Below are 23,737 nucleotides of genomic sequence, written 5' to 3'. Positions count from 1 at the left end.
CTGGCCGCCCTGCGGTCGTGAACCTCGGCCCCTCGGCGGAACGGAAGTGGTGGACCATGGGCTTCGGCCTGCGCTGGACCCTGCACGGAGACGGGCGGACCCCCGCCCCCGGCGCGGTGGTCCGGCCGGACGAGCGGCTGTCGTGGCCGCGCACCGCCGGTCTCGGCGCCCAGCACGTGGTCGCCATGTTCGGGGCGAGCTTCGTCTCCCCGGTCCTCATGGGCCTGGACCCGAACCTGGCGATCATGATGTCGGGCATCGCCACCGCCGTCTTCCTGCTCGCGACGCGCGGGCGGGTCCCCTCCTACCTGGGGTGCTCGCTCTCCTTCGTGGGCGTGGCGGCGGCGATCCGGGCCGGCGGCGGGGACAGCGCGGTGGTCACGGGCGCGGTGTTCGTGGTCGGCGCGGCGCTGTTCCTGGCCGGTCTGGCCGTCCAGCGCTTCGGCGCGCGGATCATCCACGCGGCGATGCCGCCGGTGGTGACGGGCGCGGTCGTGATGCTGATCGGCTTCAACCTGGCTCCGGTGACGGCGGCGACGTACTGGCCGCAGGACCAGTGGACGGCCCTGCTGACCATGCTGTTCACCGGTCTGGCCGTGGTGTGCCTGCGCGGGTTCTGGTCGCGGATCGCGATCTTCCTGGGCCTGGTCTTCGGGTACGCCCTCTCCTGGGTCCTCGACCTGATCTTCGGCAAGATCCACTCCCCGGCGGGCGGGACCGAGGCCGTGGACCACTGGCGGCTCGACCTCTCCGGGGTGGCCAAGGCGGACTGGATCGGGCTGCCTGCCTTCCACGGGCCGTCCTTCCAGTGGTCGGCGATCCTGATCGCGCTGCCGGTGGTCATCGCGCTGATCGCCGAGAACGCCGGCCACATCAAGGCCGTGGGCGAGATGACCGGCGACCCGCTCGACGACCAGCTCGGGACCGCCATCGCCGCCGACGGCGCGGCGTCCATGCTGTCCACGGCGGTGGGCGGCCCGCCGAACACCACGTACTCCGAGAACATCGGCGTCATGGCCGCCACCCGGGTCTACTCCACGGCGGCCTACTGGGCGGCCGCCGGTTTCGCGCTGCTCTTCGGCCTGTGCCCGAAGTTCGGCGCGGTCGTCGCCGCGATCCCCGGCGGGGTGCTGGGCGGCATCACCGTGATCCTGTACGGGATGATCGGCCTGCTCGGCGCGCAGATCTGGCTGAACGGCCGGGTGGACCTGCGCAACCCGCTGAACCTGGTCCCGGCCGCCGCGGGCATCATCATCGGCGTCGGCGGGGTGAAGCTGCGCTTCAGCGACACCTTCGAGCTGGGCGGGATCGCGCTCGGCACCCTCGTGGTGATCACCGGCTACCACGCGCTGCGCTACTTCGCGCCGGAGCACCTCAAGCGGCAGGAGCCGCTGCTGGACTCGGGCACCTCCGCCTACGACGACAGCACCGAGGAGCCCCGCGACAAGCGGGGTTGACGCCGTTTCGCCCGAACCGGCGAAGCGCGCGGCCAAGTTCCCCGCGCGGGGCGCCGCGGCTGTGACGCTGTCCTCCATGGAAGCGGTACTCGCGCGGATGCGCGTCCTCGACGAGCGGCTGCCGGCGCGGGACGGCGTGGCCGTCTTCAACCGGGTCTACCTGACCGTGACGCAGACCCTGCACGAGCGGATCGAGCGGGGGGCCTTCCCCGAGCCCCGGCGGGCCGAGACGCTGAGCGTCCGGTTCGCCGAGCGGTACCTGACGGCGGTGGAGTCGGAGCGGGCGCCGGCCAGCTGGCGCCCGCTCCTGCAGTACCGGCGCCACCCGGGGGTGCGCCCGCTCCAGTACGCGCTGGCCGGGATCAACGCCCACATCGGGTACGACCTGGCCCTGGCGGTGGTGTCCACCTGCCGGGTGCTGGACTGCCCGCCGACGGCCCTGGAGGCCGACTTCCACCGCGTCGGCGACACCCTGGTCGCCCTGGAGGAGCGCATCCGGGAGGACCTGATGCCGGGCCCGGACCTGCTGGAGATCGCCGACCCCCTGACGCACCTGCTGGGCTCCTGGAGCCTGGAGCGCGCCCGCGCGGGCGCCTGGGCGGCGGCCCGCCTGCTGTGGACCCTGCGCCGCTCCCCCGGCCTGGCGGAGGAGTTCGAGGAGTCCCTCGACGCGGGCGTCGGCCTGGTCGGCCGCTGCCTGCTGACCCCCGTGCCCGTCCCCGCACCGGTCTGCCGCATGTGACCCCGTTCCCGGACATGGGAACGGGCCGCCGCCGCGTGGGGGGATACGCGGGGGCGGCCCGTGGTCAGGGGGTGGGGCCCGAGCCGTGCGAGCGGCGCGTGAAGAGGATCAGTCTTCCGGGAGTTCCACCGGGGCGATCTCGTCGTACACGTCGCCCGGACCGGGGTTGGTGGCGTCCGTGGAGCCGCCGAGGTGGTGCATGACGCCCCAGACCGCGTTCAGAGCGGTCTGGACGGCGCCCTCGGCCCAGCCGGCCGTCCAGGAGATGTCGTCGCCCGCGAGGAAGATGCCGCGCTTGTCCTCGGGGAGGCTGTCCTGCATGAAGTGGGTGAACAGGCGGCGCTGGTAGCGGTAGTGCCCCGGCAGGTTGGCCTTGAACGCGCCCATGAAGTACGGCTCGTTCTCCCAGCTCACGGTCACCGGGTTGCCGATGATGTGGCGGCGGATGTCGACCTTGGGGTAGATCTCGCCGAGGGACTTCAGCATGACCTCCATCCGCTCGTTCGCGGACAGCGGCAGCCACTTCAGGCTGTCGTCGCACCAGGTGTACGACAGGCAGATGACGGCCGGCTGGTCGGGGCCGTTGTCCAGCAGGTAGGTGCCGCGGGTCATGCGGTCGGTCAGGGTCATCGACATGACGTCGCGGCCCGTGTCCTCGTCCTTGTCCAGCCAGAACGGCCGGTCCACGGGGATGAAGAGCTTGCTGGACTCCATGTAGTGGGTGCGCTCGATCGCCGTCCAGTGGTCGATCGGGAAGAGGGTGTCGTCGCACTCGATCTTCGACAGCAGCATCCAGGACTGCGCGGTGAAGATCGCGGCGCGGTACGTGCGGATGTCGCCGCCCGCGTCGGTGACCGTGATGCGGTTGCCGGCGGTGCGGTGCAGGCGGGTCACGGCCGGGCGGGGGGCGCCCTCGTGCAGGGAGGACAGCGAGGTGCCCTGGGCCCAGTGGACGATCTTCTCGGGCTCGCGCTCCCACAGGCGCAGCGGCAGCTGCTGCGAGCCGCCGACGATGCCGCGGTGGTGGTCGTCGGCCTCGGTGTAGACGACGCGCAGGATCTCCAGGATGGAGTTCGGGAAGTCGGTGTCCCAGCCGCCGGTGCCGAAGCCGACCTGGCCGAAGACCTCGCGCATGCGGAAGGACTTGAACGCCTCCGAGTCGCAGAGGAAGCCGTAGAAGGTCTGGTTGTCGAGCTTCTCGACGAGCTTGGCCCAGATCTCGCGGATGCGCGGGACGTCCCGCTCGCGCATCGCCTGGTTCATGTCGGAGAAGTCGGCGCCCTCGTCCAGGCAGGCGTTCCACGCGGAGGCGACGTCGCGGTAGATCTGCGGGAGGTCGGCGATGGTCTCGGCGTAGTGGGTCTCGCCCTTGAGGTCCACGACCGTCGAGGGGGTGGCCTCGGAGAGCGGGTTCGGGAAGGGCTGGGTCCGCAGGCCCACGAGGTCGATGTAGTGCTGGAGGGCGGTGGAGGAGGGCGGGAAGCGCATGGCGCCCATCTCCGCCGTGAGGCCCTCGGTGCCCGGGCCCTCGAAGCCGACGGTGCGCAGGCGGCCGCCGATCTGGTCGGCCTCGTAGACGACGGGCTTGAGGCCCATCTTCATCAGCTCGTAGGCGGAGATGATGCCGGAAAGCCCGCCGCCGATGACGGCGACCTCGGTGCCGTGCTCGGTCGCCGGTATCTGGCCCAGGCCCGCCGGGTGGGCGAGGAAGTCGTCGTACGCGTACGGGAAGTCCGGGCCGAACATGGTGATCGGCGGGAGCTGTCCGTCGCCGTGCGGAACGGCGGTGGTGGGCACCGTGGACGTCATGGGGGTACGTCTCCTTGCGGCAGAGCAGGCAGGGCTGGGCGGGCGGGGGGCGGGGCGGGGCTCAGACGAGGGAGGCGTAGAGCCCGGGGCGGCGGTCGCGCAGGTACGGGTTGGTCTCGCGCGAGAGGCGCAGCAGCTCGGGGTCGACCTCGCCGTGGACCATCTCCTCGCCGCGGCCGGCGCGGGTGCGGGTGACCCCGTCGGGGCTGGCGAGGCAGCTGAGGCCGACGAACTCGAACTCGCCCTCGGGGCCGGTGCGGTTGACGTACGCGATGTACATCTGGTTCTCGAAGGCCCGTACGGGGACCAGCTGTTCGGCGACGAACTGGAAGGGGTGCATCTGGGCGGTCGGGACCAGCAGCAGGTCGGTCCCGGCCAGCGCGTGGGCCCGTACGTTCTCGGGGAACTCCACGTCGTAGCAGATCATGATGCCGACGCGGAGGCCGCCGAGGTCCGCCTGGACGACGGGGACGTCGCCGGGGGTGAAGGCTTCCTGCTCGAAGCAGCCGAACAGGTGGGTCTTGCGGTAGTTCGCCAGCCGGGCCCCGTCGGGGCCGATGAGCTGGGCCGAGTTGTAGACCGTGTCGCCGTCGCGCTCGGGGTAGCCGTAGAGGACGGCGATCCCGTGGCGGCGGGCGATGCCCCCGACGGCGTGGGCGGACTCGCCGTCCGCCGGCTCGGCCAGGCCCGCGATGTCCTCGGTGTCCAGCGCGTAGCCGGTGAGGTACATCTCCGAGGTCACGAGGAGCCCGTCCCCGCTCTGTGCGGCGCGCGCGGCGGCCTCGTCGAGCCGCTTCAGGTTCTCGGCGGTGTCGCCGAGCCGTCCGGAGCTCTGGAGGAGTGCGGTGCGCAGCGGGGGCATGGGCGTACCTCTGTGACAGGTGGGGTGGGGGTCGTAAAACGGTACGTTCTGGCGTTCGACCGGGACAAGCCGTCACCGTTGCGCTGGGCTCATCGATGTGTTGCGCGTTCCGGCCGCTTGGCGGCGATTCGTTGCGCGGGCGTGGTGCGGCGGCCGGAACGGTGACGTCCGTCTCAGGCCCGGGGGCGGCCCCGTTCCGCCCAGGCACGGGCGAACAGTTCGTGCGGGGGGACCGGGGCGAGCAGGCGCCACAGGGGCAGGTGGAGGGTGGTGCCCGAGGCCGACGCCAGGTACGCGTCGAGTTTGGCCGTCTCCACGGGGAGGTGCGGGGCCTTGGCCTCCGTCCACTCGCCGGGGGCGAACAGCGTGCGGCCCGCGCGGGCCCGCTTGCCGCTCTCCACGGCGCCCGTCGCCAGCAGCTCCGCCTGGGCGGCCTTGTGCCGGGCGGGCGTCCAGCCGTTCCAGCGGCGTACGGCCCGGTCGGTGGGGCGGGCCAGGGCCAGCAGCTGGAGGTGGAGGGCGGCGGCGTCCGGGCCGGTCCCCAGCGCGGCCGCCACCTCGGCGACGAGGGCCGGGGCGCTCAGGGCCGGGTCGGCCTCGTAGCCGCCTTCGGGGACCGGGGTGCGGCTGGCCCGTGCGGCCAGCCGGGCCAGCCCGTCGAGGAGGTCCCGGTGCCTGCGCAGGACGGTCAGCAGGTAGCCCTCCCGGACGGTGGCGGCGATCCGCTCGGCCCGCGCCATCCGCTCCGGATCGGCGAGGGCGGCCGGCCGCAGGAAGGAGTCCCCCCGGGGCACGGCCACCACGAACAGCCCGTCGTCGAGGACGGTGGAGGGGTCGGGGACGCCGTCTCCCGGCGGCTGCGGACAGGGCAGGACGGTCCCCGCGTACGGGGTGAAGGCCGGGTCGGCCGCGGCGATGCCGGCCAGCTCCGCGAAGAATCCGCCCAGCGGGACGAGCGCGTCCGGGCGCTCCAGCTGGGCCCGCAGCCTCCCGTACAGGGCCAGGGCGCCCCGGGCGGCCGGGTCGCCGACGGGCCGCTCGGTCAGGGCCCAGGCGATGACCGAGGCGGCCAGGTGGTGCGCCGGCAGGCGGGGGTCCACCAGCGCCCCGGCGGCGCCGTCCGGCGCGGCGTGGTGCAGGTCGACGCCCCCGGTGCGGCTGCCGACGAGTACGAGGCCGTCCTCGCCCAGGGGAGCACCGGCCGGAGGCCGCCCGGCGGGCAGGGCGCGGGCCCAGGCGTCGGGCAGGCCCAGTTCGGCCTCCAGTGCGCCGGCCAGTTCCTCGTCGGTGTACTCCGCTGCGCCGACGAGCCCGTTCCAGACGGCGGCCATCCGCTCGGCCGCGGCCGTCGTCCCGCCGGGCTCCCACAGCTCGGCCGGGTCCTCGGGCACCCCTGCGGCCAGGACCGCGCGGCGTCCCGCCTCGCCGAGGGCGCGGCAGAGGGCGTCGTACCGGTCGGCCATCTCCCTGTTCGCCTTGAAGGGGGCTGAAGCCAGCAGTTTGAGGTGGTGCCCGTAGTGCTCACGGCCGGGGAACCCGGCGAGGACCAGGGCGGCGACCGGGGCCCGGACCCCGGTCAGCCGGGCGAAGGTCTCGCGGACCGCCGCAGGCACCGGCAGCGGGCCGCGCTCGGCGAGCAGCTCCAGCAGCCGGGGCAGGCGCGCGGAGTCGTCGGCGTCGACCGAGCGGACCGCGCAGTCCTCGGCCCCGTCGGGTGCGGGATCGGCGGCCCGCTGGAGGAACCAGGCCCGGCCGCCGCGGACGGGGCCGGAGGCGAGGGTCTGCCCGGCGGCCCGGGAGCCCGCGAGGGCCTCCTCGGCCGCCCGGCCGGCACGCCAGGCGGTGCCCGGCTCGGCGAAGGGCTGCCCGCTCCAGGTCTCCAGCAGGGCGGCCAGCGCCTCCCGCTCCTGTTCCGGGGTGGTGGCGACGGCGGCCCGCCAGGCGACGGCCCCGATGCCGCCGACCAGCGGCTCCCAGGTCTCGGGGACGGCGGGCCGGGCCAGGACGCGCGTCTCGTCGTCGATCTCGCCGCGCAGGTGGCGTCCGTCGGCGGCGACGGCGGTCTGGAGGGCGGGCTGCGGTGCGATGGAGGGCTCGTCGTGGGCGCTCCGGCGGTGGGGCACGAGCCCGTACAGGGCGGGGACGAGCACGCTGTCGGGGGCCTCGGTGCGCAGCGAGACGACGGGGCCGGAGCGGATGACGGCGATCCGGCGGGACAGCTCCCGGCGGCGGCGCAGCACATCGGCGGCGAGGGCCGCGGCCCGGGCCACGCCTTCGGCGACGCGCGGGTCGAGGGGGGCCGGCAGGGCGGGCGCCGGGTCGCCGGCGAGGGCGGCGTCGAGCAGGGCCCGTACGGCGGTGCCGGTGACGGTGCGCAGGGCCCGGGAGGAGGCGGGGCAGCGCTCGGTGAGGAAGTGCCAGTAGGCGGGCGGGGGGACGGGGCCCGCGCCGGAGCCGAAGCCGGGGGTGCGGCGCCGGCCGGAGCCGGGGAATCCCTCTACCTGCCACAGGAGGGAGTTGTCCTCGGCGGCGTGGCAGCGGATGGACTCCTGTTCGGCGAGCACCGCCTCCTCACCGCCCTGCGGCATACGGATCACGGCCCAGGGGCGGCTGCCCCAGCGGCGGCTGCGGTAGCCGGCGCGGCGGCCGTCGACACCCTCCAGGACGAACTCCTTCGGCGAGGGGCCGGGGTAGGGGATGCGGTGCAGGACGCGGAAGCCGACGAGGCGGCCGTCCTGGCCGAGCGGGGAGGCGGGGGCTCCGTCGGGGAGGGCGGCGAGGGTCTGGAGGTCGCCGGAGTGGGCGGTGCCGGGCGGGAGCGGGGCGGCGGTGTGGAAGGCGGGGGCGTCGTGTCCTGGGAGGGCGGTACCGGTGGCGGGGTCGAGGCGGGACCAGGTGCGCCACTCGTCGTGGACGCCGGTGGCCCAGAACCGCTCGCCGTCGCTCATCTGGACGTCGTGGGAGCCGATGCCCTGCCGGTCGCCGGGGCGCAGGACCCGTCCTTCCTCCAGGCGTCCGCCGTCGGGGGTCGCGAACTGGTAGCCGAGTCCGCCCTGGATCATGCCGCCGTAGCGGCGCAGGCCCAGCTTCCCCTCGGGTTCGAAGACGTCCTCGGGGCGGTCGGCCCAGAAGGCGTGGGTGCCGAAGGAGGCGCCGGGGGTGGTGGCGAAGCCGATCAGGAAGTGGCCGCCGGTCCAGTGGACGGTGTGGGTGGTGGCCTCGTCGGGCAGCCGGAAGGAGCAGGAGCCGCGGCGGCCGGCGTGGTCGACGGCGAGGGCCAGGTCGGGGCCGTAGACGGTGAGGACGGGCCAGGTGCAGGTGACGCCGGTGACGGCCCCGGGTCCGCCGAGGGCGGTGACGGCCTCCTCCAGGGCGGGCCAGGCCCATTCCTCGGGGAGTCCGGCGCGCAGGGCGCGGCCGAGCGGGCCGGTGAGGTCGAGGGCGTCGAGGGCCTCCTCGATGCCGTCCAGGGCGAGGGCGGTCGGCCGGTCGAGGAGGGCGTCGAGTTCCTCGACGGCCTCGTCGGCGGCAGCGAGGCCGCCGCCGCGCAGGGCCGACAGCAGGCTTTCGATACGGCCGTGGACCTCGGCGGCGATGCCGGCGTTGCCGGGCAGGCGGGTGATGGCGGTCCCGGACCGGCGCGGTCCGGCGTGGACGGTGCCCTCCAGGCGGGGGCCGAACACCGGGTCGGCGGCGAGGGCCTTGAGGTCGCGGCGGGAGCGCTCGTCCCAGAAGTGCAGCCGTACGGCGACGCCGGGGTCCTCGACGGCGATGCCCTCGGCGAGGCAGGCGTCGAGCAGGTCGGCGTCGAGCCCCGGGTGGTGGTAGCGGTCCTCGTGCAGGCGCAGCGGGGCCTCGGCGGCGCGCAGCCGGGGGGCCCAGCGGGTGAGCAGCTCGAACAGCTCGGCGGGCATGGGCCGGCGCGAGACGCCGCCGCCGGCGCAGCGGCCGTGGCCGAAGCGGCGGGTGTACTGGGCGAGCCAGCCGGTCAGTCCGCCCTCGGGAACGATCCGGCCGGCCGCGGCGGCGTCGGCGGCGCCGCAGCCGAGGAGCAGGCGCAGCCAGGCGGAGGCGTCCGTACGGCTCTCGGGGAAGAGGTCGAGGAGGGCGAGGGCGGTGTCCTCGGCCGGGGGGTGCGCGGTGAGCAGCGGGGTGGCGGCGTCCAGCAGCCGGTCGGGGACCTCCTTGTGCCGGGCGGCGGCCAGGACGAGGCCCAGGACGCGGGCCTCCTCGGCGGCGGGGAGCCCGGCGGCGCGCGCGGAGAGCCGGATGCGGCGGGCCAGGTCGGCGGGGAGCTCGCCGGGCGAGGCGGCCCAGGCGCTCAGGACGCGGACGTACTCCTCGTGCGCGGCGGCGGGCTCCAGGGCGGTGGCCAGCCAGCTCTGGTGGCCGCTGAGTTCGGCGGCGGGCAGCGCCCCGGCGCGGGCGAAGAGCAGCAGGTTGGCGCGGTGCCAGTCGGGGTCGACGGGCAGCCGGTGGGTGCGCTCGGCCTTGCGGGCCAGGGAGTAGGCGCGGGCGGCGGAGCGCAGGTGCCAGCCGATGAGCCGGTGGCCGGCGGTGTCCCAGAACCAGGGCAGGTGGGCGGGGTCCAGTTCCCGTACCCGCCGCTCCAGGCCGTCCACGAACCGTCCGGGCTTGTCGTACGCCTGGTGGATGGTGCGCCTGACCTCGTCGAACAGGGCGACGGCGGCGGGCTGCGCGGCGGGGTCGTGGGCGCGGGCCCAGTCGGTGTACACGGTCGAGGTGTGCGGGTCGGCCGGCAGCGGGATCTGGATCTTCATGCGGGCGATGGTGGCACGCGCCGGTGACAGCGCCCGCGCGGGTGTGCGTCCCCTACGCGGGGGCCCCGGAGGTGAAGCGGCGCAGCAGCGGGCTGAGGACCAGGACGGATTTGGTCCGTTCGACGAAGGGCTCGCCGGCGATGCGCTCCAGGACCCGCTCGAAGTGGCGCATGTCGGAGGCGAAGACCTGGACGAGGGCGTCCGCGTCGCCGGTGACGGTCGACGCGGACACCACCTCGGGGTACCGCTCCAGGCCCCGCCGGATGTCGTCCGGCGAGGTGTTGTGGCGGCAGTAGATCTCGATGAAGCCCTCGGTCTCCCAGCCCATGGCCGCCGGGTCGACGCGGACGGTGAACCCGGTGATGGCGCCTTCGGCCCGCAGCCGGTCCACGCGCCGCTTGACGGCGGGGGCGGAGAGGCCCACCTCGGAGCCGATGTCGGCGTAGGAGCGGCGGGCGTCTTCGGCGAGGGCGTGCACGATGCGTTCGTCGAGATCGTTCAGTCGCACTGCGGGCGGATCACTTTTCTGCTGTGGCCACTTCTTCCGTGGCCAGTCGGGAGCGGCGGATGCCGTAGCAGAAGTACATCACGAGGCCGACGGCCATCCAGCCACCGAAGACGAGCCAGGTGGCGGTATCGAGGCTGAACATCATGTAGCCGCAGGCGAGGAAGCCCAGGATCGGCGTGACCGGGAACAGCGCCACCTTGAAGGTGCGCGGCATGTCGGGACGCTTCACGCGCAGGATGACGACGGCGACGTTGACCAGGCCGAAGGCGAAGAGGGTGCCGATGCTGGTGGCGTCGGCGAGCTTGCCCAGCGGGATGAAGGCCGCGAGGAGGCCGCAGAAGAGGGAGACGAGGACGACGTTGGCGCGGGGGACGCCGGTCTTCTCGTCGACCTTGGCGAAGACCTTGGGGACGAGGCCGTCGCGGGACATCGCGAAGAGGATGCGGGTCTGGCCGTAGAGGACGGCGAAGACCACGGAGAAGATGGCGATCACGGCGCCGGCGGCGAGGATGACGCCCCAGACGCTGGTGCCGGTGACGTCGGTCATGATCTGGGCCAGCGCGGCCTCGGTGCCCTCGAAGTCCTGCCACGGCATGGCGCCGACGGCGACGAAGGCGACGAGCACGTAGAGGACGGTGACGATGGCGAGCGAGAGCATGATCGCGCGCGGCAGGTCCTTCTTCGGGTCCTTGGCCTCCTCACCGGCGGTGGAGGCGGCGTCGAAGCCGATGTAGGAGAAGAACAGGGTGGAGGCGGCGGCGCTGATACCGCTCATGCCCAGCGGGGCGAGCGGGGTGTAGTTGCCGGACTTGATGCCCATGACACCGATGCCGATGAAGAGCAGCAGGGTGACGATCTTCACCCCGACCATGATCGAGTTGACGGTGGCGCTCTCCTTGGCGCCGCGCATCAGGAAGACCATCGACAGCAGGACGACGACCAGCGCCGGCAGGTTGATGAACCCGCCGTCGCCCAGCGGCGCGGAGACGGAGCCGGGAATGGTGATCCCGATGGTGCCGTCGAGCAGTTCGTTGAGGTACTGGCCCCAGCCGACGGCGACGGCCGCGACGGAGACGGCGTACTCCAGGACCAGGCACCAACCGCAGATCCAGGCTATGAGCTCACCCATGGTGGCGTACGCGTAGGAGTACGAGGAGCCGGAGACCGGGACGGAGCCGGCCAGCTCGGCGTAGGAGAGGGCCGAGAACAGGGCGGTGAGGCCCGCGATGACGAAGGAGATCGTCACGGCGGGGCCGGCCTTGGGGGCGGCGGTGCCGAGGACGACGAAGATGCCGGTGCCGAGGGTGGCACCGATGCTGATCATGGTCAGCTGCCACATGGTGAGCGAGCGGCGCAGCGTGCCGCCCTCGCCCTGGCCGCCTTCGGCGACGAGCCGCTCGACCGGCTTGCGGCGCAGCAGCGGGTTCACGGGCTTGCGCGTCTCCGGGGAGAGCGGGGGTGCCTGGCCCTGATCGAGCACGTGCGGACTCCTTTGACACTGCGGATGGGGACGGTTCGGGCGTCGACCGCAGCGATCCGGGCAGGACACAGACGGGAGTCTGGGCATGGGGGGACCGCCGAGCAGGCGGTGCGCGCCACTCCACGTACAGGGGGTGAGCCTACGAGCTGAGGGATACCGCCCGTAATGCACCATCCTTGCACATTGGCGCACGATCGTTGCGCGGATCTGTCCTAGAGGGTCCTTTGTTGCACGCGGATGATCGATCAATGCGCGAGCACCTTTTCCGGTCGTTCTTGACAGCCCATCAGAAATCCCGCAGCGTGCCGCCATGGACGCCGACAGCACGCACCCGGACTGGCTCGCTCCGGGCCCCTACCTGCGCGGAATCGCCTGGCTGGACGAGGACCGGCCGGTACGGGCGGACCCCGACGACACCGAGCGGCTCCCCTGGGACACCGGCGAGCGGGCCGCCCTGCCCATCGGGGTCCGCGTGGAGTTCCTGGCCCAGGGGGCGCACGCCGTGGAGATCCGCTACCGGGCCGACGTCCCCGGCCCCACGGACGCCCTGCGCGACCTCGCGCACGGCTTCTCCCTCTGGGACCGCCACGGGATGGTCCGCGAGGTGTTCACCGACCCCGCCCCCGAGGCCGTCGTACGCATCCCCCTGCCGGACGGCGCCGGGCCCTACACCGTCCACCCCCCGGAGGCGTGCTCGCCCCGGATCCTGGGGGTGCGCGGGGTCGGCGGGGCCCTCGCGCCCGCCCCGCCCGCGCCGCGGTGGGTGGTGTACGGCGACTCCATCACCGAGGGCTGGTGGTCCACCCGTCCCGCCCACGGCTGGCCCGCCGTCGCCGGGCGGGCGCTGGGCTGGGACACCGTGAACCTCGGCTACGCGGGCGCCGGGCGCGGTGAGCCGGCCACCGCCGAACAGCTCGCCGCGCTCCCCGCCGACGCGCTGACCCTCGCGTTCGGCACCAACTGCTGGACCCGCGTCCCCCACACGGCGCCCCTGCTGTACGAGACCACCCGCGTCTTCCTCGACCTGGTCCGCCAGGGCCACCCCCGGACCCCGCTCCTGCTGGTCTCCCCCGTGCTGCGCCCCGACGCCGAACGGACCCCGAACCGGCTCGGCGCCACCCTCGGCGCCCTGCGCGAGGCCATGGAGCGGGCCGTCCGCGACCGGATCGCCGCCGGGGACGGGCGGCTCGCCCTGCTGCCGGGCCGGGACCTGCTGGGACCCGAGCACCTCGCCGACGGACTGCACCCCAACGACGCCGGACACCGGATCCTCGGCCTCGCTGTGGTCACGGCCCTGCGGCGGGCCGGGTTCGACGGCGGCTGAGTGAGGCTCGCCATACCGCCGCCCCTGAACAGAACGCTCCCGCGAGCCCGTGTTCCGCACGAGTCGACGGGGTCCGGCGAAGGGCCGGACCCCGGCTCCGGCGGACACACACACGGGAGAGCACACCATGGGCATCAAGCGCGGAACCACCCTGGCCGCGGTCGCGGTCGCCGTCGTCCTGACGGCGACCGCCTGCAACGGGGAGGACACGGCCGGCAAGGCCGACGCGGCCAAGCCGGCCGGGGCCGCCTCATCCGCCCCCGCCGCCGACCCCTACGCCGCGCAGGCCGGGGCCGGGTCCGGGGCCAAGCCGGCCGGGACCCTCGCCGTCTCCACCACCGACCGGCTCGGGCCGGTGCTGACCGACGGCGCCGGGTCCACCCTCTACCGCTTCGACAAGGACACCGCCCAGCCTCCGGCCTCCCACTGCGACGGGGACTGCGCGAAAGCCTGGCCGCCGGTCCCGGCGGGCGACGCGAGCGCCGCGGCGGGCATGGACCCCGCCCTGCTGGGCGAGGTGGTCCGCGCGGACGGCGGCAAGCAGCTGACGGTGGCCGGCTGGCCCGCGTACCGCTACGCCAAGGACACCAAGGCCGGCGACATCAACGGCCAGGGCGTCGGCGGCACCTGGTTCGCCCTCGCGCCCGACGGGAAGAAGGCGGCGAAGGCCGCGGCCCCCGCCCCGGCAGCCGCCGGCCAGGCCACCGGCGCCCTGACCGTGGCCAAGGACCCCAAGCTCGGGGAGCACGTCGTCGACGGCAACGGCATGACCGTCTACCGGTTCAAGCCCGACACCGCCTGGCCGATGGTCTCCCGCTGCACCGGCGACTGCCTGGCGAAGTGGCCGGCCGTCCCCCCGGCCCAGCGGGGCGACGGGATCACCGAGAAGAACTACCTGGTCCTCGACCGTCCCGACGGCAAGAAGCAGCAGACGGTCAACTGCTGGCCCGTCTACACCTTCACCGGCGACAAGAAGCCCGGTGACACCAACGGGCAGGGCGTGGGCGGCACCTGGTACGCCGTCGCCCCCGACGGCAAGCTCCTCGGTGCCTCCTAGGCCGTCCCTTTCGGACCTTGCCTACACTCGGCCCATGCTGCGCGTACTGGCCGTCGACGACGAGTTGCCCCTGCTGGAGGAGCTCCTCTACCTGCTGCGCTCCGACGCCCGGGTGCTCAGCGCGGAGGGCGCCTCGGACGCCACCGAGGCGCTGCGCCGGATCACCCGGGCGGTGGAGAGCGGCCCCGACGGGCCCGACGCCATCGACGTGGTCTTCCTGGACATCCAGATGGCCGGGCTGACCGGGCTGGACGTCGCCCGGCTGCTGGCCGGCTTCGCGCGGCCGCCGCTGATCGTGTTCGTCACCGCGCACGAGGACTTCGCCGTACGGGCCTTCGACCTGAAGGCGGTGGACTACGTCCTCAAGCCCGTACGGCCGGAGCGGCTCGCCGAGGCCGTACGGCGGGCCCGGGCCCTGCTCGGCGGCCCGCGCGAGGCGGCTGCCCCGGCGGGCGACGGTCCGCCGCCGGCCGTCCCGGCGCAGGCGCTCCCGGCGCAGGCCGCCGCGGGGAGCGCCGGCGGCGGCGCGCCCGAGCAGATCGCCGTCGAACTGGGCGGTGTCACCCGGTTCGTGGCCGTCGCGGACATCGCGTACGTCGAGGCCCAGGGCGACTACGCCCGGCTGCACACCGACGCGGGCAGCCACCTGGTGCGGATCCCGCTGTCCACCCTGGAGGAACGCTGGGCGGCCCGCGGGTTCGTCCGCATCCACCGGCGCCATCTGGTGGCGCTGGACCGGATAGACGAGCTCCGCGTGGACGCGGGCACCACCAGCGTCCGGATCGGCGCGGCCGAACTCCAGGTGAGCCGCCGTCACGCCCGGCAGCTGCGCGAGCTGCTGATCCGCCGCGCCACCGGCTGACCCTCCCGCCGCACACCCGCCCCGGCCCGGCCACCGCTGCCGCGCCTACCGCCACCGCTGACCCTCCCGCCGCCGCGCGCCCTCCCGTGCGACCGGCTCGCGCCCCCGCGCCCGGACGACCGTCCGGCGTACCAAGGCGCCGTTCGTCGCGCGGCGAGGGGCGTACGGCGATCCTCCGGGCCCGTCGGCCGCACGGGGAGCGGCTCACCGGCCCGCCGCCGCCCGGGCCGCTCTATCGTGGATCTTCCGGCCCCTGGAGGAGCGACATGTCCGAGATCGAGGCGCTGCTGGCGGCGCTGACCGGACTGCCCCGCACCCGGGCCGCCGGACCGGCCGAGGCCGAGGCGCTGCTGGCCCGGCTGCGCAGTGCGGCCGCCCGCTGGGCGGACGTGCTGTACGAGGCCCGCGAGGGCACCCGCGAGCAGCTCCCGCCCAGCGCGGCGGCGGCCCTGACGCTGGCCTTCCGGCGGGCCGAGGAGTCGTACGTGGAACTGGAGATCGCCCTGCGGGACTGCGCGGAACACCGCGACCCGGCCTTCTGACGCGGCGGGCGCCGGGGGGCCGGAACACGCCTGTTCGGGGCGGCGGGGGGCTGCGTACACTCCCAGGGCCCCCTCCCCCGCCCGAAGGACCGCCGGTGAACCAGACGTACGCGCTGACCTCGGTCACCGCCGTCGTCCTGGCCACCGTGCTGGTCGGCTCGCTCGGGCTGCGGATATCGCGGACCACCTCCGACTTCTACGTGGCCTCGCGCACCGTGGGCCCCCGGCTGAACGCGGCCGCCATCGGCGGCGAGTACCTCTCCGCCGCCTCCTTCCTCGGGGTCGCCGGGCTGGTGCTGCTCCAGGGGCCGGAGATGCTCTGGTACCCCGTCGGGTACACCGCCGGGTACCTCGTCCTGCTGGTGTTCGTCGCCGCCCCGCTGCGCCGCTCGGGGGCGTACACGCTGCCCGACTTCGCCGAGGGCCGGCTCCAGTCGCAGGCGGTGCGGCGGATCGCGGTGCTGTTCGTGCTCGGCGTCGGCTGGCTGTACCTGCTGCCGCAGCTCCAGGGTGCCGGGCTGACGCTGGAGGTGCTCACCGGGGCCCCGTACTGGGTGGGCGGCCTGGTCGTCGCCTGCGTGGTCACCGCGGCCGTCGGGGCCGGCGGGATGCGCAGCATCACCTTCGTCCAGGCGTTCCAGTACTGGCTCAAGCTCACGGCCCTGCTGGTGCCCGCCTTCTTCCTGCTGGCCGCCTGGGCGGGCGACGGCGCGCCCCGCGCCTCCTTCGACGCCCCGGCCGTCTTCCGCGAGCACACCGCCGTCACCCTCGGCCGGGACGTCCGGCTGTCGGTGCGCGAGCCGCTGACCCTGAAGGTGACCGGCCGGGTGGACGGGCGCGCCTTCCGGCAGGCCCCGCTGACGCTGACGGCCGGACGGCATATGGTCCAGGCGCGCACCCGGCTGGAGTTCGCCGCCGGCTCGGCCGTCCCGTACCCGGCGGCCAGGGCCGGCCGGGACGCGCCGGGCTGGTCCGACCCGCTGTCCGGGGGCGGGCGGGAGCACCGGCTGTACGCCACGTACGGGCTGATCCTGGCCACCTTCCTCGGCACCATGGGGCTGCCGCACGTGGCGGTGCGCTTCTACACCAGCCCCGACGGACGGGCCGCCCGGCGCACCACCCTGGTGGTGCTCGGCCTGCTCGGGGTCTTCTACCTGCTGCCGCAGGTGTACGGGACCCTCGGCCGGATCTACGCGCCCGAGCTGGTGCTCACCGGGGACGCGGACGCGGCGGTGCTGGTGCTGCCGGAGCGGATGCTGGGCGGGCTGCTCGGGGAGCTGCTGGGGGCGCTGCTGGCCGGGGGCGCGTTCGCCGCGTTCCTGTCGACGGCCTCGGGGCTGACGATGGCGGTGGCGGGGGTGCTGCACCAGGACGTGCTGCCCCGGCGCGGAGTGGGCAGCTTCCGGCTGGCGGTGGCGGTGGCCATGGCGGTGCCGCTGGCGGGCGCCTTCGTCACCACCCAGGTGCCGGTGGCGGACGCGGTCGGGCTGGCCTTCGCGGTGTCGGCGTCCTCCTTCTGTCCGCTGCTGGTGCTGGGCATCTGGTGGCGCGGGCTGACGCCGCCCGGCGCCGTGGCCGGGCTGCTCACCGGCGGCGGGGCGGCGCTGGGCGCGGTGGTGGCCACCCGCAGCGGGCTGGTGCCGCGGGGGTGGGGGCACGCGCTGCTGGCGTGGCCGGCGGTGTGGTCGGTACCGCTGGGGTTCCTGACGATGGTCGGGGTGTCCCTGGCCACCCGCGCCCGGGTGCCGGCCGGGACGGCCGCGGCGCTGGCCCGGCTGCACCTCCCGGAGGACGTGGCGGGGGTACGGGCGGCCGGCGGAGGCGCGTGGTGAGCGGGGCGGCGGACGCGGTACGGGGCGCGTGGTGACCGGGGCGGTGCTCGCGGTACTGGCGACGGCCGGGGCGGCGGTGCTGCTGGGGCTGGGCTGGGCGGCCGGCCGGTGGCAGGCCGGACGGGCGGAGCGGGCGGCGGGGCCGGACCTGGGAACTCCGGTGGAGCGGGCGACGTTCCACACCCTGTACACCGCCTCGCTGGCCGCGCCCCCGCTGCGGGCCGGGCTGACGCAGGACGCCGCCCGCAAGGCCGCCCGGCGGCTGCGGTCGCTGCTGGGCACGGAGGCGCTCTGCCTGACGGACCGGGGGGCGGTGCTGGCCTGGGACGGCCCGGGCGCCGACCACCACCAGCGGCGGGCGATGGCCCGGGTGGCGGTGATGCTGGAGTCGGGGCGCAGCCAGAGCGTGCGCACGGAGTGCCCGCGCCCGGAGTGCCCGCTGAAGTGGGCGGTGGTCGCCCCGCTGACCGGTGAGGACGGGGTGCTGGGGGCGCTCGTCGCGTACGGGTCGCGGGAGTCGGCGGTGCTGGTGCGGGCGGCGACGGAAGTCGCCCGCTGGGTCTCCGTCCAGCTGGAGCTGTCGGAGCTGGACCGGGCCCGGACCCGGCTGATGGAGGCGGAGATCAAGGCGCTGCGCGCGCAGATCTCCCCGCACTTCATCTTCAACTCCCTCGCCGCCATCGCCTCGTTCGTACGGACCGATCCGGAGCGGGCGCGGGAGCTGCTGCTGGAGTTCGCGGACTTCACCCGCTACTCCTTCCGCCGGCACGGGGAGTTCACCACCCTGGCGGAGGAGCTGCGGTCGATCGAGCGCTATCTGGCGCTGGCCGGGGCCCGGTTCGGTGACCGGCTGAAGGTGACCCTCCAGGTGGCGCCGGAAGTGCTGCCGGTGGCGCTGCCGTTCCTGTGCCTCCAGCCGCTGGTGGAGAACGCCGTCAAGCACGGGGTGGAGGACTCCGCCGGGGAGTGCCTGATCACCATCGCGGCCCGGGACGCGGGCGCGGAGGCGGTGCTGACCATCGAGGACAACGGGGTCGGCATGGACCCGGCCCGGCTGCGCCGGATCCTGGCCGGGGACCGGTCGGGTTCCTCGTCGGGCCTCGGGCTGCCGAACGTGGACGAGCGGATGCGCCAGGTGTACGGGGACGCGTACGGGCTGGTCATCGAGACGGGGGTGGGCGCGGGCATGAAGATCACGGTCCGGATCCCCAAGTACCGGGCGGGGGTGCACACGACGACGCCCCGCCCCCCGGCCGGTCCGGCAGGGGGCGGGGCGTCACAGGCCCGGGAGGTCTAGCTCCAGCTGGCGTGCAGCGGCTTGCCCTCGGCGTAGCCGGCGGCGGACTGGATGCCGACGACGGCCTTCTCCTCGAACTCGGCCAGGGAGGCCGCGCCCGCGTAGGTGCAGGAGGAGCGGACGCCGGCGATGATCGAGTCGATCAGGTCCTCGACGCCCGGGCGCTGCGGGTCGAGGAACATCCGCGAGGTGGAGATGCCCTCCTCGAACAGCGCCTTGCGGGCGCGGTCGTAGGCGGACTCCTCCGAGGTGCGGTTGCGCACGGCGCGCGCGGAGGCCATGCCGAAGGACTCCTTGTACAGGCGGCCCTCGGCCGACTGCTGGAGGTCGCCGGGGGACTCGTACGTACCGGCGAACCAGGAGCCGATCATGACGTTGGAGGCGCCGGCCGCGAGGGCCATGGCCACGTCGCGCGGGTGGCGGACGCCGCCGTCGGCCCAGACGTGCTTGCCGTACTTCTTGGCCTCGGCGGCGCACTCCAGCACCGCGGAGAACTGCGGGCGGCCCACGCCGGTCATCATGCGGGTGGTGCACATGGCGCCGGGGCCCACGCCGACCTTGATGATGTCGGCGCCGGCGTCGATGAGGTCCTTGACGCCCTCGGCGGCGACGATGTTGCCGGCCACGATCGGGACCTGCGGGTCCAGGGCGCGGACGGCCTTGATCGCGCTGATCATCGACTCCTGGTGGCCGTGGGCCGTGTCGATGACGAGCGTGTCCACGCCGGCGTCGAGGAGCTGCTTGGCCTTGCCCACGAAGTCGCCGTTGATGCCGACGGCGGCGGCGATGCGCAGCTTGCCCTTGGCGTCGGTGGCCGGGGTGTAGAGGGTCGCGCGGAGGGCGCCCTTGCGGGTGAGGATGCCGACGAGCCTGCCGTCCTTGTCGACGGCGGGGGCCAGCTTGCGGTGGCCGGCGTCGAGCCGGTTGAAGGCTTCGCGCGGGTCGATGTCGGCGTCGATGAGCAGGAGCTCCTTCGACATGACCTCGGAGAGCTGGGTGAAGCGGTCCACGCCGGTCAGGTCGTGGTCGGTGACGACGCCGACCGGGCGGCCCTCGCCGTCGACGACGACGCCGGCGCCGTGGGCGCGCTTGGGCAGCAGGGACAGCGCGTCGGCGACGGTCTGGGTGGGCGCCAGCGTGATCGGGGTGTCGAGCACGAGGTGGCGGGTCTTGACCCAGGAGATGACGTCGGTGACGACCTCGATCGGGATGTCCTGCGGGATGACGACGATTCCGCCGCGGCGGGCGACGGTCTCGGCCATGCGCCGGCCCGCGATGGCGGTCATGTTGGCCACCACCAGCGGGATGGTGGTTCCGGTGCCATCGGGCGAGGAGAGGTCCACGCCCTGGCGGGAGCCGACCGCGGAGCGGCTCGGCACCATGAACACATCGTCGTACGTCAGGTCGTACGGCGGCTTCAGGTCATTGAGGAAACGCACGTGCTGAACATCCCAGTCGATCGGAGGTACCTCGACAGAAGACAGCCGAGGAAACGCACGTACTTCATTCTCCCACGGCCCGGCGTTCACACCGCCCGGGCCGATCGTCCAGGACATTCCGGGCCGGGTGGTCCTTTCCTACGAGACGCGGTCCCGCACGGGGCGGTGCAGGGGGCCGCGGGTCCCGGTCAGCCGGGCCGCGGAAGCCCCGTGGCGGACGGCGGTGAGCTCGGCGGCGATGGCGAGGGCCGTCTCCTCCGGGGTGCGTCCGCCCAGGTCGAGGCCGATGGGGGAGCTCAGGCGGGCCAGCTGGGCCTCGGTCACCCCCTCGGCCCGCAGCCGTCCGGTGCGCTCGGCGTGGGTGCGCCGCGAGCCCATGGCCCCGACGTAGGCGAGCGGCAGCCGCAGGGCCAGGGCCAGGACGGGGACGTCGAACTTGGCGTCGTGGGTCAGGACGCATACGGCCGTACGGGGATCCAGGCGCCCGGCGTCCGCCTCCGCGGCGAGGTGCCGGTGCGGCCAGTCCACGATCACCTCGTCGGCGCCGGGGAAGCGCTCGGGGGTGGCGAAGACCGGCCGGGCGTCGCAGACGGTGACCCGGTGGCCGAGGAAGGCGCCCACGCGGACCAGGGCGGAGGCGAAGTCGACGGCCCCGTAGACGATCAGCCGGGGCGGCTGCGCGGCGGATTCCACCAGCAGGGTGAGCGGCTCCCCGCACAGCCCGCCGGCGGTGCCCAGCTCGGCGGTGCCGGTCCGCCCGGCGAGCAGCAGGGCCCGCACCCGCTCGGCGGCGGCCCGGTCCAGGGCGGCTCCGCCGCTGAGCCCGCCCTCCCAGGAGCCGTCGGCGTGGACGGCGAGGGCCCTGCCGAGCTGGCCGGGCGGTCCGGAGACCACCCGGGCCAGCGCGGCGCGGCCCCCGCCGGCGGCGGCGTCGAGCACCGAGCCGAGGACGGGGCGGACGGGGTCCTGGCCGCGCACCGGGGTGACCAGCACGTCCAGGATCCCGCCGCAGGTCAGCCCCACCGCGAAGGCGTCGTCGTCGCTGTAGCCGAAGCGGTGGACGCCGCCGCGGCCGGAGGCGATGGCCTCCAGGCACAGCTCGTGGACGGCGGACTCCACACAGCCCCCGGACAGGGAGCCGAGCGCGGTGCCGCCGGCGTCCACGGCCAGGCTGGCGCCGGGGCCGCGCGGCGCGCTGCCGCTGACGGCGACCACGGTGGCCAGGGCGAACTCGCGGCGCTCGGCGCACCAGCCGCGCAGCGGTCCGGCGATGTCGAGCATCAGCGGATGTAGGCGCGGCGCGCGGCCTGGCCGGGTATCAGGGGCCTGGGCGGCAGGACGGCGGGCGGCCGGGCGGTGGCGTGTCCGCCCGGGTAGCGGGCGGCCGAGGCGAGGGAGACCGGGTCGGAGGTCCGTCCGCCGGTGCTCAGGAGCCGGGCCGCGTGGGCGACGCTGGCGAGGGTGGCGTGGTGGTGCCAGCCGCGGAAGGAGCGGCCCTCGAAGTCGCGGATGCCGACGGGTTCGCAGGTCTCGGTGAAGTCCAGGGCGACCCGGTCGGTGAGTTTGGCGAGCAGGAACAGCTGGGCGAGCGGCCGGTCGCCGATGTTGGTGATCCAGAACTCGGAGGGCAGCAGGGACGCCTCCGTCCAGGCGCCCATCAGCAGCAGCGGGGCGGGCGGGACGGCCGTGGGACGGTCCTCGGCGGGGGTGGCGAGGATGTGCGCCGAGGTGAGCAGGGTGACCGCTCCCTCGGACCTGCCGTGCCGGGTCCATTCGACGACGCGGCGCTGGGAGCGCAGCGAGTCGATCAGCTCGCGGGCGGGCGCGGTGTACGGGCCGGGCTTGTGACGGCCGGCGCCGCCGAAGGAGACGGGCAGGGAGCCGTCCACCTTGAGGACGAAGGGGATGTCCTGGAGGGCGAAGGCGTCGAGGACGGGTGCGAGGTCGCTGTTGGAGACCTCCATGACGACCGGGCGGCGCTGGAGCTGCCAGGTCGCGGCCATGCGCTGGACGGCGTGCACGGCGTCCAGCGCGGGGGTCTGGGAGCGTGCGGTGTCGGGGATCCCGGCCCGGCGCCGGCGCAGCAGTTCGCTGGTCCAGGGGCCGGGCAGGGTGAGGGTCCATTCGACGGGGAAGCTGGCCTCGCTGGAGGCGAGCCAGATCCCCCCGGCCTGCTGGCAGTTGGCGGTGCGGCCGAGCTGGGGAACGAACTGCCGGCCCACTCCCACCGACCGGTCGCCGGCCTTCTCGATGACCATGGGCTGCACCACCCAGGCCAGGGGGCGCTGGGCGGTGCGTTCCAGGTGCTGGGCGAGGGACCGCCGGACCGGGGTCCAGTCCCAGGGGGACTTGCTGATGAACTGCTGGAGGCTCTGTTCGACGGAGCTGGCCCCCGTGCCCGCGATGTTGCGGATGGTTTTCTTCCCGCTGGTCCGCACCAGGCCGTTGAGATATACGCGGGCCCAGTTGCGCTGGTCCCGCCGGGGTAATGACTCGAAGAATAGCGAGATCAGTACGTCGATCAATTCGGAGATTTCCGTACTGGAATCTTCCGGCAGTACAGCACGAACCATCTGGAGCCTCCCCCGCGACCAGATCCGACCTTGACCCTACTTGAGCGCTCAGAACGGCCGTAGGGCCCTGCGGCTACTTCCTGAGGTCGCTGCCAGATTCGAGCCGCTCTTCTTCTACCACGAGCGGGATGGGGATCTGGTTCGCCGCGTAGTAGAGGGCGATCAGGAAGTGTGCGACGAGAGTGAGAGGTGCGGAGAAGAAGGACAGGATGACCGTCAAGGGGTAGGCGACGGCCCCCAGTCCGAACCGGACCCGCGTCGCCCGGGCACCCTCCTTGTCCACGGCTTCGTGGAAGAGGTGGCCGACCTGGGTCACGTACCACCAGAAGGCCAGGAACGCGAGGGCGTACACCACGGTCCAGGAGCTGTAAAGGATGGCCGCGACATTGGCCGAATCCTCGTCGGTGAGATGCTCGGCGAGGACATTGGTGGTGTAGGGAATCACAGAAACCACCATCAGCACCAGGAGATTCAGAAACAACAGGGGCCGGTCGACCCGCTTGAGGTGACTGAAGATGGTGTGGTGGTTCACCCACATCACACCGATGATGAGGAAACTGACCAGATACGCCGCATAGTGCGGCCATTGTTGTGCGAGTCCGTGCAAGAGGGCCGTCCCGCCCTCTTCCGGAACCTTTAACTCCAGCACCAGAATGGTGATCACGATGGCGAATACGCCGTCACTGAACGCCTCGACCCGGTTGGTTTCCTGCTCCATGGCCTCCCCTTCACCGATCCCTCACGCATGGGCGGGGAGGGCGCTGGCTGGCGCCCTCCCCGCTCACGCTACCCACGAACGAACGGGCGGTCAGCTGCCGAAGCCGGCCGTCTGGCGCCAGATCCGGCCATCGCGGACGACGAGTGTCCCGAACGCGTGCTCCGGGGCGCCGTTCAGGTTCATGATCGCGCGGTAGAAGATGGTGTCGTCGGTCTCGACGTACTCCTGGAGTTCGACGAGCGCGGGCTTCAGGGTGAGATATCCGGTGAACGTCTCGCGAACGGCGTCGATCCCCACCGAGGCGCCCTCGAAGCGGAGCAGGACGGCGTCCTCGGTGTAGTTCTTCATCACCGCCTCGATGTCCAGCGCGGCCAGGGCCTCCATCTGGCGGACGAAGACGGGGTGGAGCGCGGAGATGTCGTATTTAGCCATGTTCGGACTTCCTTTCGGTAGG

At 73.9% G+C, this 23,737-nt stretch carries 18 protein-coding genes; 8 read left to right on the top strand and 10 right to left on the bottom strand.

Annotated elements, in window-relative coordinates:
- The first annotated feature begins 56 nt into the window (after positions 1-56).
- Together ABZ716_RS20725 and ABZ716_RS20720 are read left to right on the top strand one after the other, a co-directional pair.
- Positions 57-1,457 carry a solute carrier family 23 protein gene (locus ABZ716_RS20725; RefSeq protein WP_358813462.1) on the top strand — a complete coding sequence of 467 codons (1,401 nt, stop codon included), beginning with the start codon at positions 57-59 and terminating at the stop codon, positions 1,455-1,457.
- Between the two features lie 76 nt (positions 1,458-1,533).
- On the top strand, positions 1,534-2,199 hold the full coding sequence (locus tag ABZ716_RS20720) for a DUF5995 family protein (RefSeq protein WP_358813416.1): 666 nt from the start codon (positions 1,534-1,536) through the stop codon (positions 2,197-2,199).
- Positions 2,200-2,307: 108 nt separating this feature from the next.
- Here ABZ716_RS20720 and ABZ716_RS20715 read toward each other — a convergent pair whose 3' ends face one another.
- From ABZ716_RS20715 to ABZ716_RS20695, 5 genes are all read right to left on the bottom strand, one after another.
- A complete protein-coding gene (locus tag ABZ716_RS20715) occupies positions 2,308-4,008 on the bottom strand; it encodes an NAD(P)/FAD-dependent oxidoreductase (protein ID WP_358813415.1) in 1,701 nt (566 codons plus the stop codon).
- Between the two features lie 61 nt (positions 4,009-4,069).
- Entirely contained in the window at positions 4,070-4,870 is an 801-nt protein-coding gene (locus ABZ716_RS20710; RefSeq protein ID WP_358813414.1) for a carbon-nitrogen hydrolase family protein, read from the bottom strand.
- A 173-nt stretch (positions 4,871-5,043) separates the two neighbouring features.
- A complete protein-coding gene (locus ABZ716_RS20705; protein ID WP_358960668.1) occupies positions 5,044-9,651 on the bottom strand; it encodes a hypothetical protein in 4,608 nt (1,535 codons plus the stop codon).
- Between the two features lie 52 nt (positions 9,652-9,703).
- Positions 9,704-10,159: an Lrp/AsnC family transcriptional regulator gene (locus tag ABZ716_RS20700; RefSeq protein WP_007262967.1), complete on the bottom strand. Its 456-nt coding sequence runs from the start codon at positions 10,157-10,159 to the stop codon at positions 9,704-9,706.
- 10 nt (positions 10,160-10,169) lie between these two features.
- Entirely contained in the window at positions 10,170-11,639 is a 1,470-nt protein-coding gene (locus tag ABZ716_RS20695) for an amino acid permease (protein ID WP_351888615.1), read from the bottom strand.
- 310 nt (positions 11,640-11,949) lie between these two features.
- Here ABZ716_RS20695 and ABZ716_RS20690 point away from each other — a divergent pair, with 310 nt between their 5' ends.
- The 6 genes from ABZ716_RS20690 (at position 11,950) to ABZ716_RS20665 (ending at position 18,553) form a co-directional block, all read left to right on the top strand.
- Positions 11,950-12,963 carry a GDSL-type esterase/lipase family protein gene (locus ABZ716_RS20690; protein ID WP_358960666.1) on the top strand — a complete coding sequence of 338 codons (1,014 nt, stop codon included), beginning with the start codon at positions 11,950-11,952 and terminating at the stop codon, positions 12,961-12,963.
- 127 nt (positions 12,964-13,090) lie between these two features.
- Positions 13,091-14,020: an SCO0930 family lipoprotein gene (locus ABZ716_RS20685; protein ID WP_358960664.1), complete on the top strand. Its 930-nt coding sequence runs from the start codon at positions 13,091-13,093 to the stop codon at positions 14,018-14,020.
- A 34-nt stretch (positions 14,021-14,054) separates the two neighbouring features.
- Positions 14,055-14,882, top strand: a complete 828-nt coding sequence (locus ABZ716_RS20680) for a LytTR family DNA-binding domain-containing protein (RefSeq protein WP_358960662.1) — start codon at positions 14,055-14,057, stop codon at positions 14,880-14,882.
- A gap of 266 nt (positions 14,883-15,148) precedes the next feature.
- Positions 15,149-15,424, top strand: coding sequence for a hypothetical protein (locus ABZ716_RS20675; RefSeq protein ID WP_351888626.1), 276 nt, complete (start codon positions 15,149-15,151; stop codon positions 15,422-15,424).
- 95 nt (positions 15,425-15,519) lie between these two features.
- The gene (locus ABZ716_RS20670; protein ID WP_358960660.1) at positions 15,520-17,256 is read left to right on the top strand and encodes a cation acetate symporter; all 1,737 of its coding nucleotides are present in this window, start codon (positions 15,520-15,522) and stop codon (positions 17,254-17,256) included.
- A 31-nt stretch (positions 17,257-17,287) separates the two neighbouring features.
- On the top strand, positions 17,288-18,553 hold the full coding sequence (locus ABZ716_RS20665) for a histidine kinase (RefSeq protein WP_358960657.1): 1,266 nt from the start codon (positions 17,288-17,290) through the stop codon (positions 18,551-18,553).
- Here the strand turns inward: ABZ716_RS20665 and ABZ716_RS20660 are convergent.
- The 5 genes from ABZ716_RS20660 to ABZ716_RS20640 all read right to left on the bottom strand — a co-directional run bounded on the left by ABZ716_RS20660 (position 18,550) and on the right by ABZ716_RS20640 (position 23,715).
- Positions 18,550-19,992: a GuaB1 family IMP dehydrogenase-related protein gene (locus tag ABZ716_RS20660; RefSeq protein WP_358813407.1), complete on the bottom strand. Its 1,443-nt coding sequence runs from the start codon at positions 19,990-19,992 to the stop codon at positions 18,550-18,552. The two genes, ABZ716_RS20665 and ABZ716_RS20660, sit on opposite strands and share 4 nt — an antisense overlap.
- A gap of 138 nt (positions 19,993-20,130) precedes the next feature.
- Complete coding sequence (locus ABZ716_RS20655) at positions 20,131-21,273, bottom strand: XdhC/CoxI family protein (protein ID WP_358960654.1); 1,143 nt, start codon at positions 21,271-21,273, stop codon at positions 20,131-20,133.
- A complete protein-coding gene (locus ABZ716_RS20650; protein WP_358813405.1) occupies positions 21,273-22,517 on the bottom strand; it encodes a transposase in 1,245 nt (414 codons plus the stop codon). Before ABZ716_RS20650 ends, ABZ716_RS20655 begins: the two co-directional genes overlap by 1 nt.
- A gap of 121 nt (positions 22,518-22,638) precedes the next feature.
- Positions 22,639-23,283 carry a TMEM175 family protein gene (locus tag ABZ716_RS20645; protein ID WP_358813404.1) on the bottom strand — a complete coding sequence of 215 codons (645 nt, stop codon included), beginning with the start codon at positions 23,281-23,283 and terminating at the stop codon, positions 22,639-22,641.
- 90 nt (positions 23,284-23,373) lie between these two features.
- Positions 23,374-23,715, bottom strand: coding sequence for a nuclear transport factor 2 family protein (locus ABZ716_RS20640; RefSeq protein WP_358960651.1), 342 nt, complete (start codon positions 23,713-23,715; stop codon positions 23,374-23,376).
- Positions 23,716-23,737: the final 22 nt, after the last annotated feature.

This window comes from Streptomyces sp. NPDC006687, from assembly GCF_040636215.1.
Lineage (GTDB): Bacteria > Actinomycetota > Actinomycetes > Streptomycetales > Streptomycetaceae > Streptomyces.
This window is presented reverse-complemented; position numbering and strand designations above follow the sequence as displayed.